Genomic DNA, 16,771 nt, shown 5'->3' on the forward strand with positions numbered 1-16,771 from the left:
TGGAAAAGCACAAAGATATGAAATTTAAGGGCTGTAGGCAGTAAAAAAGTTTTATGTTTTGTCTTTTTGACTCTTTTAAAATCATTGCGAGTTTTTATATTTGTTTTAAATTATAAAATTTTAAATTATGAAAAAAATCCTTACAATTATTTTGTTGCTAGCCTGTTCAACAATTTATGCGCAGCAATCGTCTTTTAAGCCTAGATTCTCTAACAACGTAAGTTTCGGGTTCGGCGTTGCAACTTCGAATACAGATGTAGCTTTTTATGATGATTCTTACGACGACGATGATGATACTTATTTAATGGGGTTACAGTTCGATTATGTCGGTTTGATGCATATTTCTCCCAAAGTTGGGTTGGGGGTAGGAACTGGAGTTCGCCAACTAATTAATTTTGAAGATTATTTTGATAATACAACGACGTTAAATAATTACTTTATCCCATTGTATGCTCAAGCACGCTTTAGATTTATGGATCGCAAAGTTAGTCCTTATTTAAACGTATCCTTAGGTTACAATTTTAACGTTGGAAGTAATTCCGAAGATTTTTTTGATGATGGGGATTCTTACAATGACGTGAAATATAAGCTAGAGTCGGGAGTAATGGGTAATTTATCTGGCGGCGCTTCCATTAGATTTAAGCGTAACATGGCTTTGCAGGTTGGTCCGTACTTGGAATACCAAAGAACAAATGAAAGTTTTGTTTATGATAATGTTACATCTGAATACAATAATGACCTTGACCTTTTTCAATTTGGTTTAAAAGTCGGGTTTTCATTCTAAAAAATCAGCAATGAAATTACATGTATTATTTGCTATCATTATATTGATGGCAGTGCAAACCATGTCTTTTGCTCAACAAAAATTGACATACACTAATCAAGTAAGTTTTGGTTCTAGTTATGGAAAAGGTTCTTATTCGGGTTCATTAAACAATCCAAACGGGACTATCAATTTTGTAAATCTAAATTTTGAGTATGTTGGATCGCTAAAGTTCGATGAAAAATTTTCTATCGGATTAGGAACAGGAATAAAGCATTTCGTGGAATTTTCGAATGATTATAGAACGGATGTGGAATCTCCGAATCCGCAGTATTTGTTTGTTCCTGCATTTCTACAAGCTCAATATCGATTTTCTGACACTAAAGTTAGCCCATTCGCTTCTACAAGTATTGGATACTTATTTAGCTTAGGAGAATGGGAACACGAATACACGCTTAATTCAATGAACTATTCTAACAGTTCTAAATTAGATAACACGGGCTTTGCCAATTTGCATGTAGGTGCTTCGATGAGAATTAATAATAAATTGAACGTATTTGGTGGCCCATATTTAGAATATCTCAGGACTAGAAATACATACAAGTCTGCAGGCGCAACAGATATCACCGAATTGAATATTGACGATTTGCAAAATGAACCCATTTCAATGTGGATGAGAACAGATGAGTATACAATTAATCTGATGCAGTTTGGGTTAAAAGTTGGTTTGATATTTTAGCTTGTTGTATTTAAAACATTCTTTTCTTATTAGATATAGTATGCAATTTTTGCGGTGGATTTTTTTTTAAACACACGATTAAGGTAGTTTAGGTTTTGTGTTGCCGCATACTATTTCAAATTTTAAGAGAATTCGATTAGAGTTTAGCGGAGGCATATTCCAAAATATTTCCCAATAATATCTTCTCTAAATAACCTATCTTTGCAAATTAATAGATTGAATTTATCCCTTTATGAAGCATATTCGTAATTTTTGTATTATAGCACATATTGATCATGGCAAAAGTACTTTAGCAGATCGATTGTTGGAATTTACCAAAACTGTTACCCAACGAGAATCTCAAGCACAATTGTTAGATAATATGGATTTGGAACGCGAACGTGGCATCACGATCAAGAGCCATGCAATTCAGATGGAATATGTCTACGAAGGAGAAAATTACATTTTAAACTTAATCGATACGCCAGGACACGTGGATTTCTCTTATGAGGTTTCGCGTTCCATTGCGGCATGTGAAGGTGCATTGCTGATCGTTGATGCTTCGCAAGGAATTCAGGCGCAGACGATTTCCAATCTCTATTTAGCACTTGAGCACGATTTAGAAATTATCCCTATCCTAAATAAAATGGATCTTCCGGGTGCAATGCCTGAAGAAGTGAAAGATCAGATCGTTGACTTAATTGGTGGCAAACGCGAAGATATTATTCCAGCATCAGGTAAAACGGGTTTGGGAATTCCAGATATTTTAAAAGCAATTATTGAACGAGTGCCAGCGCCGGTTGGTGATCCAGATGGCCCATTGCAAGCGTTGATTTTTGACTCGGTTTTTAATTCGTTCCGAGGAATTATGGCATATTTCAAAGTAGAAAACGGCCAGATTCGCAAAGGTGACCGGGTAAAATTTGTCGCTACTGGAAAAGAATATAACGCGGATGAAATTGGTACCTTAAAGTTAAATCAGGTAGCCAAAGACGTGATCAAGACAGGTGACGTTGGCTATATTATTTCTGGGATCAAAGAAGCCCGAGAAGTAAAAGTAGGGGATACGATTACGCATAAAGACCGTCCTTGCGCAAATGCTATTCAAGGATTTGAAGAAGTAAAACCAATGGTTTTCGCTGGGATTTATCCTGTTGATACAGAAGATTATGAAGAACTGAGAGAATCCATGCATCGCTTGCAGTTAAATGATGCTTCATTGGTATTCGAACCAGAATCTTCTGCCGCTTTAGGCTTTGGTTTCCGTTGTGGATTCTTAGGAATGCTCCATATGGAAATTATCCAAGAGCGATTGGAGCGCGAATTTAATATGACCGTAATTACTACGGTTCCGAACGTATCCTACAAGGCTTTTTTAAGTAAAGATAGAGAAGAAATCATCGTTCATAATCCGTCAGATCTTCCGGATCCGAGCAAGCTGGATTTTATTGAAGAACCATATATTAAAGCAAACATTATTACCAAATCTGAATTTGTTGGTCCTGTAATGTCCTTGTGTATCCAAAAAAGAGGTGCGATTGTCAACCAGTCATATTTGACTTCAGACCGCGTTGAATTGGTTTTTGAAATGCCAATGGGCGAGATTGTCTTCGATTTTTATGATAAATTAAAAACGATCAGTAAGGGTTACGCGTCATTTGATTACCATCAGATTGGCTACCGCCAATCGGATCTGGTTAAATTGGATATCCGCTTAAATGACGAACCTGTAGATGCTTTGTCTTCACTGATACATAGAAGCAATGCTTATGATTTTGGTAAAAAAATATGTGAGAAGTTAAAAGAATTACTTCCTCGCCAACAATTCGAAATTCGTATCCAAGCATCTATCGGCGCAAAAATCATTGCCCGAGAAACCATTAGCGCTTTACGTAAAGATGTGACAGCCAAATGTTATGGAGGTGATATTTCCCGTAAACGTAAATTGTTGGAAAAACAGAAAAAAGGTAAAAAGCGCATGCGTCAAGTAGGTAATGTGGAAATCCCACAATCTGCTTTTATGGCGGTCCTGAAATTGGACTAATCTAAAATTCAAGACGAAATAATTTTATTTATTACTAACGAATAGATCGATTTTATATCGATCTATTAAGTTTAAAGACTATTTATTAAGAATACTTTAACAGAATTTTGATTATTATCCAATAGTTCTGTATTTTTAAAACTTATATCAAATCTACATTCTCAAGCTCTTATTTTATACAATGAAGTTATTAGACGGAAAAGAAGTCTCTGCAAAGATTAAACAAGATATTAAAGAAGAAGCAGCAGCTTTTACTGCCGAATTTGGAAGAAGGCCACATTTAGTTGCTATTTTAGTCGGAAATGATGGCGGTAGTGAAACGTATGTTGCAAGTAAAATGCGCAACTGCGAGCTTGTTGGTTTCGAATCTACAAATATTCGATACGAAAGTGATATTACAGAAGATGCACTGATTGCAAAGATTCAAGAAATCAATAAAGATGAAACAATTGATGGTTTGATAGTTCAATTGCCATTACCAAAACATATTGATCCTGAAAAAATTACTGAAGCAATCGATTATCGCAAAGATGTTGATGGTTTTCATCCAATTAATCTGGGTAGAATGCAACGCAATTTGCCTTGCTTTATTCCTGCCACCCCTTACGGTATATTATTGATGCTGGAACATTATGGAATTGATACCTCCGGTAAAAAAGCAGTTGTTGTCGGAAGAAGTAATATCGTTGGTTCCCCAATGAGTATTTTATTAGCGAGAAATACGAATCCTGGAAATTGCACAGTTACATTAACGCACAGCCGAACTGCAAACTTGAAAGAGGAAGTTTTAGCTGGGGATATTGTTGTTGCTGCAATAGGAAAAAAGAATTTCGTTACGGCAGATATGGTCAAAGATGGAGCGATTGTTATTGATGTAGGTATAAATAGAGAAGATTCAACAGAAACTAAATCAGGTTTTAAGTTGTATGGAGATGTTGATTTTGAGGAAGTTTCGAAAAAAGCATCATGGATTACACCTGTTCCCGGTGGGGTTGGGTTAATGACAATCGTTGGTCTGCTTAAAAATACTTTGCAAGCGGCTAAAGCGGAAGTGTACCCAAGGTAATGTTTGGCTTAAAATTTGTAATCTAACTTAAACTTAAAATAATTAAAACATGAGAAATTTTGCATTATTAGCATTAGTGGCAGCAGGATTAACATTTGCTTCTTGCAACAATGAGAAAAAAACAACGGAAGAAACTCCAGGTGAGCAACTAGATAATACTTTAGCAACTGTAGACTCAACGACAAACGCAATTCAAGTACAGACAAATGCTGAAATTGCCGAAGCGGAAGCTAAAGTTAAAAAGGCACAAGCTGATTTAGACGAAGCGGTTCGTAAGGGCGACAAAAAAGCAGAAACTGAAGCGCAAAAGGCATTGGACGAAGCAAATACATTTTGGGAAAAGACTAAAGCTTCAGCGATTCACACAGCTGACAAGGTTGAATCAGGTGTAACAAATGCAGCCGAAAAAACAGGTGAAGCAGTTGATAAAGCGGCAGAGAAAACAGGTTCAGCTCTAGAGAGAGCAGCGGATAAAACTGGAAAAGCAATTGACAATGCAGTTGATGCAACGGGAAGAGCGGCAAATAAAACGGGTGAAGCGATTGACAAGACAGTAGATAAAGCTAAAAAGGATTTAAAAGATTAATTTTATTTATCATTAAGATAAGCTAATGCGCTATATTGTATAGCGCATTTTTCATTATATGGATTCAATCAAAGAAAAGTTAAAACAAATCTGCCTTGATTTGACAGAAAAGAGGATTCAAGAAATTGAAGTTGGAATTGCGTCTGCCCAGGAAGCCATATTCAGCGATACGAAGAATAGCGCTGGCGATAAATATGAAACTTCTAGAGAAATGTTGCAGCAAGATTTAACGCGCTTCGAAAATCAGCTTTCGTTAGCAAAGGAAGATTATGCAGTATTATCCAACCTGGAAAGTTCTCCAAATAAATTGATTGGCTTAGGCTCATTAATCGAAACTGACCAAGGTTTCTTTTATATTGCTGTGGGTATCGGCAAAGTCATGTTAGATGATGCAACCTATTACGCGGTTTCTCCACAATCGCCGCTTGCCAAAGAGTTCTTAGGAAAGAAAAAGGGCAATAAAGTTAACTTTAACCAAAAAGAATTTTCTGTAAAAGAAATTCTTTAGCGTGCAAACAATTAATGTCATGTTTCGTTTAATCATTAACATAAACGAATTTAAATGATATGATTATGAAATTAAAACAATTCATTCCCCTGCTAATGCTGGTTTTTTGTTTTGCACTGGTTACGTCCTGCAAATCAAAAGTTTCTGATGCTGATATTAAAGCAAAAGTGGAAACAGCAATGAGTCCTAATCCAACAGTTATGGTGGATGTAAAGGACGGCGTTGTGACTTTAACAGGCGATGTGCAAACCGATGAGGACAAACGAAATCTAGAAAATGCGGCAAAAGCAGCTGAACCCAAAGCGATAAAATCAATTGTCAATAATTTAACGGTAGCTCCGATTGAAATCAACACAGACGATGCTGACTTAACGGCGAAAGTTGTGGATGCTACGAAAGATTTTCCAAACGTAAAGGCTACAGTCGCTGATGGCGTTATTACCGTAACCGGTGAGGTAGAACAGGCACGTGTTCAAACCTTGAAAATGAGCCTAGATGCGTTAAATCCTAAGAAAGTAGATTTTACAGGTCTTCAAGTCAAATAATTGGATAATTAAATTTAATAGTATGTCATTAACAACAAAATATCAAGCATTGATTGCGGAAGCAAAATCCGCTGGAATCGATGATTTACAGATTGCAGAAATCGATGGTGTTTTACAAATCCGCGGAACTGCGCCATCTGCAGATGTGAAGAATAAATTGTGGGATATCTATAATCAGATTGACCCAAATTTTCTATCAAGCGATGTGGTCATGAATGTGGATGTTTCCACAGCTGTTGCCGGAAGTAAAGTTAGAGTAATTACCAATAATTCGAACTTGAACATTCGAAAAGGGCCCGGAACGGACCAGCCTATTATCGGAAAGGCAGCTAAAGATGAAATTATCAATCTGATTTCCCGAGCGAATGACCAGTGGTGGTTAGTTCGTACAGAAGATGGCGAAGAAGGATATTGCTATGCGCAATATTTGGAACCCGTTGAATAATTAAATTTATTAACATGGAAAGCTCTTTATCTTAATTTGATAAAGAGCTTTCTTGTTTTGGCTGTGCATCCATTTGATTCATAATTGCTTGCGCCATGGATTTTACTTTCGTCTTTAATTCTTGAGGCTCTAAAATTTCTGCAGTATCGGCAAACATCAAAAACCAGCGTGAAAAATCATGGTCAATGTTGGAAGACTCAAAATGCATCAAAATGTCATCACCAGATTCTTGTTCAGAAACAAAGCCGAAAAAATTACGCTCCCAAATCAAATGCCTTGCGACTTCTTTGCTCACCTTAATTCTTATCGTTGTGGTAACTTTTTTTTCTTTTCTGTTTAAATAGTAAGCTAGGTTTTTATGCTTTTTTGAGTATTTATCTTCTAGTTTTTCAATGTTTTCTATCCTGTCCAATCGGAATTGTCTGTAGTCTTTTCTTAAATGACAAAAAGCCATGAAATACCAGAAATTGCTTTCATGAAATACACCGACAGGTTCTACAATTCTAGTTTCTGCAAATGCAGAGTTTGATGAATGATATGTTATTTTAATTACTTTTTGCGCTGCAATGCTCTCAAATAAGATTGCCAACGCTGAAGGAACTTTTTGATTAAAAACGGGAATCGTCGGTTTCATGTAGACCTCACTTTCCAGAATCATGATATTTTCTTTATCCGATGAGCGAAGAATGGATTTCATTTTATTTAAAGCGGAACTGAAATAACTACCTAAGTCTTTGTCAAAATATTTCTGAACGAGTTTTTCGGCTGCGACAAAACTTAGTGCTTCTTCCTTTGAAAATAAGGTTGGGGGAATTTTATAACCGTCCACTAAGGAATATCCGACAGTTGGTTCACTGACAATTGGAATCCCTGCAAGTTCCAATGATTTCAGGTCTCTATAAATGGTACGCAAAGACACGTCGAACCGCTCAGCTAAATCTTGTGCTTTGACAATCGGTTTAGCTTGTAATTGAAAGTAAATAGCAATTACTCGATTAAATCTTTTCGTTATGTCCATGATTTGCGAATACTTTAAAATTAATTAAGATGCGTAAATTTATGGATTATGTATTTGTTGCGCTAATGATGAAAGACGAAAATTTAGAATGGATTGAAATTCCACCTGATAAACTTGTAAAGGATGGTAAGATTCATTCCCTAACTGTGAATAATAAATCGTTTTGTATTGTATTTACAACAGAATGGCACGCTTTTGCATCGAAGTGTCCGCATGCTTCTGCGCCAATGGCGAATGGATGGTGCGAAAAAAACAAAGTTGTATGCAGTTATCATCGTCGAAAATATGATTTAGATTCAGGAAAAGGAGATGAAGGGCAAGGCGATTTCTTAAAAATTTTCCCATTAAAGGAAATAGGTGACAAAGTATTTATTGGCTTTGCGAAAGGATTTTGGAAGAATCTATTTAAGTAATACTGTGTATTTCATTTGAATAAAATACACAGCATCGTTTGCGTCTTAACCAATTTTGAAGGATGTCATTGTTAGTGCGCCAGCAACAGCTTGGTCATTGAAAATTTGCAACTCTTCATTTTTCTCTTGCAAAGCAATCGCATAAAGCATGGGCATGTAATGTTCTGGCGTTGGGATTGCAGTCTGGAATGCCAATCCTTGTTTTTCGAAATGAATCAATGCCTCATGATTTCCATTTCGCATAAATTCTTTCATTCTCGTGTCAGCTTCCAGAGCCCAGTCGTACGCATAGCCTACGGCGTTTAGATGTTTCCAAGAAACCAAACGAAGATTATGCACAATATTGCCGCTTCCAATGATTAAAACGCCTTTTCGGCGCAACTCGGCAAGTTCTCGGCTCAATGCATAATGATAAGATGCAGGTTTGGTATAATCAATGCTCAGTTGAATGACTGGAACATCGGCATCTGGATAGAGATGGCGGACAACGGACCATGAACCATGGTCTAATCCCCATTTGTCATCCAAATGAACATCTGTGCTCTTAATCAATTCCTGTGTCTCCAATGCTAATTCTGGACTTCCCGGAGCTGGGTATTGTACGTCAAATAATGCTTGAGGAAATCCTCCAAAATCATGGATTGTTGACGGATTTTTCATAGCAGTGACAAACGTTCCTTGCGTTTCCCAATGTGCAGAAACGACCAGGATGGCTCGAGGTTTTTCAATTTCTCGACCTATTTTTCGAAAACCTTGAACAAATTCATTTTCTTCAATCGCATTCATTGGGCTTCCATGACCAAGAAATAAAACGGGCATTTTATCCGAATATCCCAGCGTGTCCGAAAATTTTTTCAATTCTTGCAATTTAGAAGCCGATTGCGCAACATTGTTAGTTGTTAAGCTATTCATTGTGTAATTCTCCATGTCTAGTAACAAAGGTCGCATTAAATGCTCGTCGATAGGTATAAGAAATTGGTAAAAAGGTATAACTATTTTGAGGTTTCACCACGAATTTCATTTCTAAATTCAGAAGGCGTCTGTCCCGCTTTCTTCTTAAATACATGTGTGAAATATGCTTTATCAGAATATCCCAAGTCAAATCCGATTTCAGATATGGTTTTGTCGCTAGTCAGCAATAAATTTTTAGCTTCAATAAGCTTTCGTGTCTCAATCAATTCTGATACAGATTGATTTAAAATGCTTTGAGTAATTTTATTCAGGTTTCTAGCACTCATAAATAATTTTTCCGCATAAAAAGCCACGCCTTCCGGTCTCCGGAAATTTTCTTCTAGGATGGCTAAAAAATTTTTGAAGGTGATGTTCTGATTGCAAAGCAATTCATTGCTGTCGCTTTCCTGTAGTTTTCTTTCGGCTTCAATATTAATAAAGATGGTAACTAATAACTGCCGGACAATAGCTAATTCCGAATCTTCTTCCGCCATTTCATCTTGAATAAGTTTTGCCAATGTATTAATCCGTTCAAATCTATTTTTAGATGTAAACATAAGGCTTGCTTGGTCGTGGTAATATTGATAGAGCTGAAATGTCGTTTCTGGAATAAACTCGCTTTTGAAACGGATTACCCAAAAATCACAGTCATCATCAACTAGTATTGGGTCGACCTGATGAATTTTCCCTTTGGAAACGAAAGAAATAAAAGGGGAGGTGTAGATTTTTGCTTTAAAATCGATAAAATGGCGCAATTGTCCTTTGATTCCGATAATCAATTCTTCATAATTATGCACATGCGGCTTATTTGGACTGTTATTTACTTTAATTGCCTCCGCTCGGTCAACTTTACGAATTGAAAATAATAAATCCATTTATCTTAACGTCTCTGATTTAAAAATCTTAAGATAAGAAAAAATATTTCGTATGCATAATTAAGTTTTTTATAAAATTTTCTTCTAAAATTTGAAAAATAATTCATTCCATTAGCTATTTGTTGACATAAAACTTAAAATTTAAAATATTTTATTAAAATTTTTGATTTTAATTATATATTTGCTCAAAGTTTAGAATTATTTATGCAATCTCTTAAAGTAAAATCATCGTTTCCCTTTATATTAATGCTTTTATTAGTTGTTTTAGCATTATTTTTCCCTGGTTTGCCAAAAAATGGTCAGGATTACACTTATAACAACGCGGATATTGCTTGGATGTTAGCTTCGACAGCGCTTGTTCTGATAATGACACCAGGTTTAGCTTACTTTTACGGAGGTATGGTCAAGAAAAAAAACGTTATTTCTACCATGCTCCAAAGTTTTATCTGTATGGCAATCGTTGCAGTTATTTGGGTAGTCTTTGGTTTTAGTTTAGTCTTTGGCGAATCAGTAGGTGGAGTCATTGGAAATCCTAGTTCATACTTTATGTTTGCCAATGTATTAGATGGTGCGCCCTGGGCAGGCGCACCATCTATTCCGCTTACTTTATTTGCAATATATCAATTGAAATTTGCAATTATTACTCCAGCATTAATAACTGGGGCATTTGCAGAGCGGATTCGATTTACTTCTTACATTTTATTTATTTGTTTATTCTTTATATTTATTTATGCACCATTAGCGCATGCCACTTGGCATCCGGATGGGCTATTGTTCAAATTGGGGGTGTTGGATTTTGCAGGAGGAACGGTAGTTCACATGTCTGCAGGATTGACTGCTTTGGTTTCTGCAATCTATTTAGGACAAGGAAAAAACTACAGAGAACATACACCTGCTAGAATTACCTACGTATTATTAGGGACTGGTTTGCTATGGTTCGGGTGGTTTGGATTTAATGCCGGTTCAGCGTTCGGAGCCTCGGCTTTGGCTGCAACAGCATTAGCAACTACATCAACCGCGTCAGGAGCTGCAGCATTGACTTATATCTTTTTTGATGCAGCGCGAGGCATTAAGCCTTCAGCAATGGGCGTATGTATCGGAGTGGTCGTCGGTCTCGTAGCGATTACACCCGCTGCAGGATTTGTTACTATTCCTCATTCCTTGATTATTGGTGCAGTAGCTGCGATAATCAGTCGCTTATGCATTGCTTGGCGTACAAAATCCAAATTGGATGATACTTTAGATGTATTCCCAAGTCATGGAGTAGGCGGTATGGTTGGAATGTTGTTGACTGGTGTCTTTGCGAATAAAGCAATTAACGGAGCTGTCGAGCATAACGGATTGTTCTATGGAGAAACTGAGTTGTTTACCGCTCACGTAATCGGACTTGTTGGAGCGACGGCTTTTATTGTTATTGTCGCTTATATCTTATTAAAACTTACTGATGTCATAACTCCTCTTCGCGTTTCCGAAGAAGAAGAAGAAATCGGTCTAGATATTTCTCAGCACGGCGAGAAATTATAAAAATATCCCATCATGTTTAACCTAAGTAAAAACCCCACATCTTCCAAAGATGTGGGTGTTTTTTTTATGTTCAGTTGCCATATTTTATTTATTTGCTTAAAATGATAACCTTAAAAAAATGTTAGGTATAACTAATTGGGTTTACCTTGTGATTCTTATCCCCAAATAGTAGTTTCTTGGCATCGAAGCATTGTAATATCTTCCTCCAAATGCATTGATGTCATTTCCCAAGCTATAAGTTTCATTAAAGAGATTATCAATGCCCGCATAAATTTGTAGGACATATTTGGAATTGAGTTTCGTATTCCAAAATGCTTTCGCCTGCATTAAATGATAGTCGTCTGCAAATACAGTATTTGCATCGTCTAATGGGATTCTCGATGTGAAATTATGTTGCAAGTTTAGCCCAAAACCTTTGGGAAATGCAGCAGAAAGGGTATGGGTAAGCATCCATTTTGGAACGGAAGTTACGGCATTACCTGTAAAATCTTTTTCGTCCACTTGATAAGCCTTAAATTTATAATCCTGATGGGTGATGTTGCTGGATAGTGAAAGGTTTTTGAAAAATCCAGAAGAATTCGAAATCAATTGACCAAAAATCATCAGTTCGACGCCTTTCTGGTCGATGACTCCTGCATTCACAAAATATTCAGCTCCAACATCATTTAGCTGTCTAACAATGCCATCATTTAATTGATACGTATAAGCACTGATGTCAGCGATTAACCGCCTGTTTTTTGTTTCAAATCGATATCCAAGTTCGTAATTTGAGCCTGACTCCGGATTTAGATTCGTGTTTAAATTATTGTCTGAAGAACGCACCTCCGAAATCGTAGGGGTAGAAAATCCTTTTGAATAGGAAGCGCGCAAAGCCATTTGCCGCGTAAGCGCATACGAAGCGGCTAATCTTGGCATCCATTGAGAATCAAAATCTAAATTTCCACTTGGATTATTTACGGTTGGAAATAATTTGGTATAAGCAATTGAATTAAAGTTTAGGCCAATGGAGCCTTCTAAAGTCAATTTATCTTTTAGTTTTACCTGCGTTCTATAGAAATAGAAATGCTGGCCGTTGGTTAAATCGTCCTCTGCTTGGGCATCGCCGGGAGTTCCTCCGTTGTTATCGAAATTTCGAATAGCATACCAGCCTTTCTGCCCTTCAGCCCCCAATTGCATTTCTACTTGGATATTATCTGAGGCAGAATGGCTATAGGTAAAATAGGTTCGGAAACCGATATTTTTCTCATCACGAAATTCATAATTTGAAATAAATGGATTTTCAAAATCAGTTTTTGTTCCAAATAAGGTAATACTGTGCGAAAACGAATTATTTATTTGATAGGTATTCGTCAGTCCCGCGAGAAATGTTTTATTGTAAATAGTGGCTTGCTGTTCCACTGCTCCAGGGTTCGGCCCAGCAGCTGGTCTTGCCATCCTCGGGTTTTCCTGATATTGAGCTAATGTTAATCCTCCGGGAGTCTGATACATCAAATCCGAATACAAAACCAACCCTTTTAAATTTCCTCTGGGGCTATAATCCCATTGATGTGCAGTCTGGAAATACTTTTTATTCAAAGCAGTTTGTTCACGGTACCCATCGGAACGCAGAAAAGCTTGGTCAAATGAGAATTTATAGTTTTCGCTGACTTGATAATTTGTTGAAAACTGCTGATGAAACGTGCCGTAGCTTCCAGCGTTCAGGTTGATGGAAGTTTCATTTTTGGCTACGCCAAAGCCATTGGACGAAATGGAAATCACACCACCTGTATTTGGCCCATACAATGAACCATCGGGACCTTTGATGATTTGGATTTGCCCTATTCCGACAGGGTCTAAACTGTTGAAGTAGGTATTGCCTCCGGCATCAGTCAATGGAATTTCATCCAGGTATATTTTGATATTCCGAACGCCAAAGGGAGAACGAATCAAGCTTCCGCGCATAGCAATCCGATAACTTCCAGGCGAACGCTCTTCCATTCGAATACCGGGCGTGCTGTTCATTGCCGATAAAAGTGTGGCGGAATATTGAGATTGAATCTGTTGTTGGGTGATGACTTTTGCAGAACTGGTGCTCGTCAGAATGGGTTGAGATGTGAAATAGGCTTTTATATCTACCGGATAAATTGAATTGATTACACTGTCTTTTTTCTCGTCTTGAGAAAAGGCAAGGTTGTTAATCAACGATAAAAGTGGAAGAAGAAATATAATTTTAATGTGTCGAAAATGCATCGGGTTTGGTGTGTGTTTTTATAGGTTTAGAATGTAAATCGCTCATACATTCCTAGAAATCCAGTTAATCCTCCGGTATGGAGAATTAAAATTTTGTCGTTGGGTCGAAAATAGTCTTTTTGTATCAAATCATCAACAGCATAAAATAATTTCCCAGTATAAGTGGGTTCAATCAGTATTCCTGTCTGTGCAACAAACGTTTTGATAAACTCCAGCAATTCAGGTTTTGACTTTGCATATCCGCCAAAATGATAATCTGTATGAAATTCAATCTGTTGGCTTGAAACACCTAAAGATTCAATTTCAGTTCGAATGAACTCGCCATTTTTTAATACGGGAACGGTATGCAGTGTAGTGGTTAAATTGCTGTTGTTAAGTCCTTTCTGCAAGCCAGCAGTCGTTGTTCCAGTTCCACTAGCCACAAATAGGTGGTTATACTTGTTTGCTAATTCATAAATCAGCTCTTCGCATCCATTTAATGCCAGTGGCCCAAATCCTCCTTCTTCAATAATAAATGTGTCTTTGTCTTTTACAATAGATTTTAATTCTTCTTTATTGCGATAGCTTTCTCTTGAAACAAACTCAAGTTCCATTCCGTAGACTTGACATAAAGATAAAACAGGATTATTTACTTGTTCGCCACGAACAAATGCCTTTGTTTTAAAACCAAAAAGAGCTCCGGCGCATGCAGTTGCCAAGAGGTGATTAGACCAAGCGCCTCCAAATGTGCAAAGTTTTTTTTTCTCTAAGCGCTTAGCCTCAATGAGATGGTATTTTAACTTTCTCCATTTATTGCCTGAAATAAACGGGTGTATTAAATCATCACGTTTTACAAAAACCCGAACACCCTTAGCCAGGTATTTTGTGGAATGTATTTCTTGTTCAGGACTATGGATATCGAATGACAACATATAATCCATAAAGGTAGGGGATTTTGGGCTAATTCAATTACTTTTGTACAATGGCTGATGATTTGGAATTTCAAGAGCAAGAAGATCAGGATTTGTATGAACACCTGAATATAGTGGTCGATAAGGGCCAAGCTCCATTACGTATAGATAAATTTTTATTAAATAGAGTTGAGAATGCGTCTCGAAACCGCATTCAAAATGCAATAGATGCTGGTTCTGTTTTGGTGAATACCAAAATAATCAAAGCAAGCTATAAAGTTAAACCATTGGATGTCATATCGGTTGTGATGTCTGAACCTCCTCGTGACACGGAAGTTTATCCAGAAAATATCCCCTTGGATATTGTATATGAGGACGATGATTTATTGGTTGTGAATAAAGAAGCTGGAATGGTTGTCCATCCAGGATACAATAATTACACCTCAACGTTAGTCAACGCATTAACGTACCACTTTTCACAATTGCCAACCATGCAGGGCAATCATGGACGTCCGGGACTTGTACACCGGATTGACAAAGATACTTCAGGTTTATTGGTGATTGCTAAAACCGAATGGGCAATGACTTATTTGGCTAAGCAATTCTTCAAGCATAGCATCGAACGCAAATATGTGGCTTTGGTATGGGGAGACATCGAAAAAGATGGAACCGTTACAGGCTATATTGGAAGACATCCCAAAGATCGCCGTGTAATGACGATGTATGAAGAGCCTGAACAAGGCAAATGGTCGGTAACACATTATCGGGTTTTGGAGCGTTTGGGTTATGTGACTTTAATTGAATGTGAATTGGAGACTGGAAGAACACATCAAATTCGCGCGCACATGCAATCAATTGGTCATCCATTATTTAATGACGCAAGTTATGGGGGTGACAAAATATTGAAGGGAACAGTCTTTAATAAGTACAAACAATTTGTCCAAAACTGTTTTCAATTGTTGCCTAGACAGGCATTGCATGCTCAAGTGATTGGATTTGAACATCCGACAACTAAAGAATCCGTGCGGTTAGAAGTTCCTATGCCAGAAGATTTTCGTTTAGCATTAGAAAAATGGCGCAATTATTCCTCGCTTTCGCAGGATGGAATTAAGTAATGATTTAAATAGAGCATGTCAGCACAATATATAAATTTTAATGGGAGCCTAGTCTTAGATACGGAAACCATTCTGACAAGTGAAAATAGGGCTTTTCGCTATGGAGATGGTATTTTTGAGACCATGCTTTGGCAGGATGGAACTATCCGCTATTTGCATTTGCATGTAGCGCGTTTGCAGGATAGTTTGCGCATGCTGTACATGGAAGATTTCCAGAAGTACGATGGATATTTTATCAAATCCAAAGTCGAAGAACTGATACGGAAGAATAACTTTATCGGACAGAAAGTCCGCGTTCGTCTGATTGTTTACAGAGAAGGTTCAGGATTGTACAGTCCTGATACCAATCGTTCGGCTTATGTTTTGCAGGTTAGCCGTATGCCAGATACTATACGAGATAAAAAATTAGGTTTGATTGTCGACTTGTATACAGAATATAAAAAACCTTACAGCGAGCTGTCCAAGCTAAAATCAAATAATTCATTGATTTATGTGATGGCTGGATTGTATAAAAAGAAGCATGCTTTTGATGAAGTTTTGATTCTGAATCAAGAAGGTTTTTTGTGTGAAGGGTTATCATCGAATCTTTTCGTTTATTACGAGAAAACTTTATATACACCTGCGCTATCCCAAGCTTGTGTAGCAGGAGTGATGCGTTCAGTGGTAATGGATATGGCTACCGATGAGCAAATTCCAGTCGTTGAAGCTGAAATTAGTCCAGAAATTATGAAGCGAGCCGATGAAATATTCTGCACAAATGCCGTTCAAGGCGTTCAATGGGTAATGGGCTATAAGCAGAAGCGTTATTTCAATAAAATTTCCAGAATTCTTCAAGAGAAATTGACGACTTGGAAATATGAAGATTAGAGATGCGCAATGCGCATCTCTAAAATTGAATTATTTTAAAAAAAACTCTATCAAAGTTTTCGTGAAACCATCAAAATTTTCGATACTAAATATTGTTTTATCCTAAGGTCGTCAATCCCTTATCTTATAACGACTATTGCATTTTAAAGATATGGATAGCATTGGAGATCAACTAAAATTCTTTCATTAGCATAATTATTTATTGATTGGTTAA

General features: G+C 37.0%; 17 protein-coding genes. 12 read left to right on the plus strand and 5 right to left on the minus strand.

The window, feature by feature from the left end; translation table 11 throughout:
* The first annotated feature begins 127 nt into the window (after positions 1-127).
* The 8 genes from C4F49_RS15610 (at position 128) to C4F49_RS15645 (ending at position 6,675) form a co-directional block, all read left to right on the plus strand.
* Complete coding sequence (locus tag C4F49_RS15610; protein ID WP_196936765.1) at positions 128-784, plus strand: outer membrane beta-barrel protein; 657 nt, start codon at positions 128-130, stop codon at positions 782-784.
* 10 nt (positions 785-794) lie between these two features.
* The gene (locus C4F49_RS15615; RefSeq protein WP_196936766.1) at positions 795-1,502 is read left to right on the plus strand and encodes a hypothetical protein; all 708 of its coding nucleotides are present in this window, start codon (positions 795-797) and stop codon (positions 1,500-1,502) included.
* 232 nt (positions 1,503-1,734) lie between these two features.
* Entirely contained in the window at positions 1,735-3,525 is a 1,791-nt protein-coding gene (lepA, locus tag C4F49_RS15620; RefSeq protein ID WP_196936767.1) for a translation elongation factor 4, read from the plus strand.
* Positions 3,526-3,706: 181 nt separating this feature from the next.
* Entirely contained in the window at positions 3,707-4,591 is an 885-nt protein-coding gene (locus C4F49_RS15625) for a bifunctional 5,10-methylenetetrahydrofolate dehydrogenase/5,10-methenyltetrahydrofolate cyclohydrolase (protein WP_196936768.1), read from the plus strand.
* A gap of 49 nt (positions 4,592-4,640) precedes the next feature.
* On the plus strand, positions 4,641-5,177 hold the full coding sequence (locus tag C4F49_RS15630) for a DUF1090 family protein (RefSeq protein ID WP_196936769.1): 537 nt from the start codon (positions 4,641-4,643) through the stop codon (positions 5,175-5,177).
* Between the two features lie 58 nt (positions 5,178-5,235).
* Positions 5,236-5,685, plus strand: a complete 450-nt coding sequence (locus tag C4F49_RS15635) for a GreA/GreB family elongation factor (protein ID WP_196936770.1) — start codon at positions 5,236-5,238, stop codon at positions 5,683-5,685.
* Positions 5,686-5,750: 65 nt separating this feature from the next.
* The gene (locus C4F49_RS15640) at positions 5,751-6,230 is read left to right on the plus strand and encodes a BON domain-containing protein (RefSeq protein ID WP_196936771.1); all 480 of its coding nucleotides are present in this window, start codon (positions 5,751-5,753) and stop codon (positions 6,228-6,230) included.
* Positions 6,231-6,252: 22 nt separating this feature from the next.
* Positions 6,253-6,675, plus strand: a complete 423-nt coding sequence (locus tag C4F49_RS15645; RefSeq protein WP_196936772.1) for an SH3 domain-containing protein — start codon at positions 6,253-6,255, stop codon at positions 6,673-6,675.
* Between the two features lie 31 nt (positions 6,676-6,706).
* Here C4F49_RS15645 and C4F49_RS15650 read toward each other — a convergent pair whose 3' ends face one another.
* Entirely contained in the window at positions 6,707-7,693 is a 987-nt protein-coding gene (locus C4F49_RS15650; RefSeq protein WP_196936773.1) for a helix-turn-helix transcriptional regulator, read from the minus strand.
* 29 nt (positions 7,694-7,722) lie between these two features.
* Here C4F49_RS15650 and C4F49_RS15655 point away from each other — a divergent pair, with 29 nt between their 5' ends.
* Positions 7,723-8,106: a Rieske (2Fe-2S) protein gene (locus C4F49_RS15655; protein ID WP_196936774.1), complete on the plus strand. Its 384-nt coding sequence runs from the start codon at positions 7,723-7,725 to the stop codon at positions 8,104-8,106.
* Between the two features lie 45 nt (positions 8,107-8,151).
* Here C4F49_RS15655 and ygiD read toward each other — a convergent pair whose 3' ends face one another.
* Together ygiD and C4F49_RS15665 are read right to left on the minus strand one after the other, a co-directional pair.
* Positions 8,152-9,033 carry a 4,5-DOPA-extradiol-dioxygenase gene (ygiD, locus tag C4F49_RS15660; RefSeq protein WP_231388339.1) on the minus strand — a complete coding sequence of 294 codons (882 nt, stop codon included), beginning with the start codon at positions 9,031-9,033 and terminating at the stop codon, positions 8,152-8,154.
* Positions 9,034-9,098: 65 nt separating this feature from the next.
* Entirely contained in the window at positions 9,099-9,932 is an 834-nt protein-coding gene (locus C4F49_RS15665; protein WP_196936775.1) for a helix-turn-helix domain-containing protein, read from the minus strand.
* Positions 9,933-10,178: 246 nt separating this feature from the next.
* On the opposite strand from C4F49_RS15665, the gene C4F49_RS15670 reads away from it, so the two are divergent.
* Positions 10,179-11,456 carry an ammonium transporter gene (locus C4F49_RS15670; RefSeq protein ID WP_418895780.1) on the plus strand — a complete coding sequence of 426 codons (1,278 nt, stop codon included), beginning with the start codon at positions 10,179-10,181 and terminating at the stop codon, positions 11,454-11,456.
* A gap of 141 nt (positions 11,457-11,597) precedes the next feature.
* Here the strand turns inward: C4F49_RS15670 and C4F49_RS15675 are convergent, their stop codons facing one another.
* Positions 11,598-13,637, minus strand: coding sequence for a TonB-dependent receptor (locus C4F49_RS15675; protein WP_231388340.1), 2,040 nt, complete (start codon positions 13,635-13,637; stop codon positions 11,598-11,600).
* Positions 13,638-13,711: 74 nt separating this feature from the next.
* Positions 13,712-14,605 carry a 1-aminocyclopropane-1-carboxylate deaminase/D-cysteine desulfhydrase gene (locus C4F49_RS15680; protein ID WP_336244707.1) on the minus strand — a complete coding sequence of 298 codons (894 nt, stop codon included), beginning with the start codon at positions 14,603-14,605 and terminating at the stop codon, positions 13,712-13,714.
* A 41-nt stretch (positions 14,606-14,646) separates the two neighbouring features.
* Between C4F49_RS15680 and C4F49_RS15685 the strand changes: the two genes are divergently transcribed.
* Together C4F49_RS15685 and C4F49_RS15690 are read left to right on the plus strand one after the other, a co-directional pair.
* Positions 14,647-15,690 (plus strand): RluA family pseudouridine synthase, encoded by a 1,044-nt coding sequence (locus C4F49_RS15685; RefSeq protein WP_196936778.1) that lies wholly within the window; start codon positions 14,647-14,649, stop codon positions 15,688-15,690.
* A gap of 15 nt (positions 15,691-15,705) precedes the next feature.
* Positions 15,706-16,557, plus strand: coding sequence for an aminotransferase class IV (locus C4F49_RS15690; protein ID WP_196936779.1), 852 nt, complete (start codon positions 15,706-15,708; stop codon positions 16,555-16,557).
* Positions 16,558-16,771 lie beyond the last annotated feature (214 nt).

It is taken from the genome of Sphingobacterium hungaricum, assembly GCF_015210005.1.
Lineage (GTDB): Bacteria > Bacteroidota > Bacteroidia > Sphingobacteriales > Sphingobacteriaceae > Sphingobacterium > Sphingobacterium hungaricum.

Excerpts from the sequence above, each read along its gene's own strand:
- C4F49_RS15610 (WP_196936765.1), top strand. The coding sequence starts at position 128 with ATGAAAAAAATCCTTACAATTATTTTGTTGCTAGCCTGTTCAACAATT.
- C4F49_RS15615 (WP_196936766.1), top strand. The coding sequence starts at position 795 with ATGAAATTACATGTATTATTTGCTATCATTATATTGATGGCAGTGCAA.
- lepA (WP_196936767.1), top strand. The coding sequence starts at position 1,735 with ATGAAGCATATTCGTAATTTTTGTATTATAGCACATATTGATCATGGC.
- C4F49_RS15625 (WP_196936768.1), top strand. The coding sequence starts at position 3,707 with ATGAAGTTATTAGACGGAAAAGAAGTCTCTGCAAAGATTAAACAAGAT.
- C4F49_RS15630 (WP_196936769.1), top strand. The coding sequence starts at position 4,641 with ATGAGAAATTTTGCATTATTAGCATTAGTGGCAGCAGGATTAACATTT.
- C4F49_RS15635 (WP_196936770.1), top strand. The coding sequence starts at position 5,236 with ATGGATTCAATCAAAGAAAAGTTAAAACAAATCTGCCTTGATTTGACA.
- C4F49_RS15640 (WP_196936771.1), top strand. The coding sequence starts at position 5,751 with ATGAAATTAAAACAATTCATTCCCCTGCTAATGCTGGTTTTTTGTTTT.
- C4F49_RS15645 (WP_196936772.1), top strand. The coding sequence starts at position 6,253 with ATGTCATTAACAACAAAATATCAAGCATTGATTGCGGAAGCAAAATCC.
- C4F49_RS15650 (WP_196936773.1), bottom strand. The coding sequence starts at position 7,693 with ATGGACATAACGAAAAGATTTAATCGAGTAATTGCTATTTACTTTCAA.
- C4F49_RS15655 (WP_196936774.1), top strand. The coding sequence starts at position 7,723 with ATGCGTAAATTTATGGATTATGTATTTGTTGCGCTAATGATGAAAGAC.
- ygiD (WP_231388339.1), bottom strand. The coding sequence starts at position 9,033 with ATGGAGAATTACACAATGAATAGCTTAACAACTAACAATGTTGCGCAA.
- C4F49_RS15665 (WP_196936775.1), bottom strand. The coding sequence starts at position 9,932 with ATGGATTTATTATTTTCAATTCGTAAAGTTGACCGAGCGGAGGCAATT.
- C4F49_RS15670 (WP_418895780.1), top strand. The coding sequence starts at position 10,179 with ATGCTTTTATTAGTTGTTTTAGCATTATTTTTCCCTGGTTTGCCAAAA.
- C4F49_RS15680 (WP_336244707.1), bottom strand. The coding sequence starts at position 14,605 with ATGGATTATATGTTGTCATTCGATATCCATAGTCCTGAACAAGAAATA.
- C4F49_RS15685 (WP_196936778.1), top strand. The coding sequence starts at position 14,647 with ATGGCTGATGATTTGGAATTTCAAGAGCAAGAAGATCAGGATTTGTAT.
- C4F49_RS15690 (WP_196936779.1), top strand. The coding sequence starts at position 15,706 with ATGTCAGCACAATATATAAATTTTAATGGGAGCCTAGTCTTAGATACG.